This window comes from Acidimicrobiia bacterium (assembly GCA_036396535.1).
In the GTDB taxonomy this organism is placed as follows: Bacteria; Actinomycetota; Acidimicrobiia; order Spongiisociales; family UBA5794; genus DASWKR01.
In genome coordinates, this window is record DASWKR010000052.1 from 1 (window position 1) to 1586 (window position 1586).

Annotated in this window: 2 protein-coding genes; both read left to right on the plus strand. The window is 67.7% G+C overall.

Annotated features, from left to right (window positions below; genetic code table 11):
• The first annotated feature begins 203 nt into the window (after nt 1-203).
• Nucleotides 204-746, plus strand: a complete 543-nt coding sequence (locus VGC47_09155) for a hypothetical protein (protein HEX9855469.1) — start codon at nt 204-206, stop codon at nt 744-746.
• 66 nt (nt 747-812) lie between these two features.
• Complete coding sequence (locus VGC47_09160) at nt 813-1532, plus strand: ubiquinol-cytochrome c reductase iron-sulfur subunit (GenBank protein HEX9855470.1); 720 nt, start codon at nt 813-815, stop codon at nt 1530-1532.
• Nucleotides 1533-1586: the final 54 nt, after the last annotated feature.

Here is a 1586-nt window from a genome sequence, read left to right on the forward strand (position 1 = left end):
TCGCCGTCGCCGACCATGACCTCCTTCTGCGCGCCCTGGAGATCTACGAGCACCTCAGGATCGACTTCGCCGAGGCGTATCTGGCTGCGCTGGCCGAGCTTTCGGGGGTGGGACGGGTCGCCTCATTCGACCGGTCGCTCGATCGCGTGACAACGGTCGCGCGCATCGATTCCACGTAGCATGCGGTTGCGAGAGGAGGCACGATGCATGGATCGTCGAAAAGGCAGCTCCAGCTCCTGGAGGAGCAGGCGATGCTCGGGCCCCGGAAGCGGCGCGACAACATCTTCCTGAACGGCTTGGCGGAGATCCACTTCGACTGGCACACTACCCGGCGGACGCACGGCTTCATGCTGTTCCACGCCGACGTCGTCGGCCGGTTCAAGGCGGTCGGCGGCCCGGGCCGGTTCGGCGGCGTCACCCCCTTCACCCGAGGGGAGCTGGCGAGCTTCGACGCTCCCTACGAGGTGACGACCACCGCATCGCAGGCCGACCCCGCGTCCCTCAGGCGGTTCTCACGCGAAGTGGAGACGTGGCACAACAGCGCCCACATGGCCGTGGAGATGGCGCTGGGGGTCGACATGATGAATCCCAAGACGAACATCTACGTGGAGGAGTTCTGGAAGCTCCACTACTTCATCCAGGCGAGGTTCGCGGCCGAGCTCCGCCGGTTCCGCCCGGGCGTGAAGCAGCCGACGGTGATCGCACGCATCGAGGACCGCCACCACCCGTTCGTCCCGAGGATCTGATCGCTGCAAGCAGCCTCTACCCGGCTGCGGATACACTGCGGATGACCCTTGGGAGAGGCGGGCCGGATGAGCAGACAGGGCATCGCCATCGTTGTCGTCGCCGTTCTGTTCGCGCAGTTCGTGGTCGTGCTCGTCGCCTCCCTCGTGCGCGCCCAGCGCGCCAGGGCTCCCTCGGTGGCCGGCGCAACCGCGCCGTCGCCTGAGCTCATCCGGCAAGATCGGAGGCCATCGCCGGTCACCCGTCGCGAGTTCTTCCGGCGCTCGCTCCTTGGGTCGTTCGGCGTGTTCGGCGCTCAGTTCGGAGTGGCGAGTCTCGCCTTTCTCTGGCCGAACCTGCAGGGTGCGTTCGGCTCGGTGATCGACCTCGGGATCAGCGCCGATGAGATCAAGGCCCAGATCCGGGGCAGCCGGCTGCCGTTCTACTTCGGGGCCGGGCGCTTCTACCTCGTGGAGCACGACGGGGACGGGGCCGACGACGTCTACGAGGGGCTCGTCACCGACGGCCTCATGGCGCTCTTCCAGCGCTGCGTTCACCTCGGGTGCCGGGTGCCGTTCTGCGAGCAGAGCCAGTACTTCGAGTGCCCGTGCCACGGGTCGAAGTACAACCGGGCAGGGGAGTTCTGGGAGGGCCCGGCCCCGCGCGGGCTCGATCGTTTCGCCGTCTCGGTCGAGGACGGAACGGTGCGCGTCGACACCAGCAAGATCGTGCTCGGTCCGGTCCACGGGACCGACACCACCGGCCAGACCCCCGGGGGCCAGTGGTGCGTGGACGTCGGCGAGGCCTGAGGCCTCGCGGGAGATGATCGAGTTCATGGGGAACATCGACCAGGAGCTCGGCGA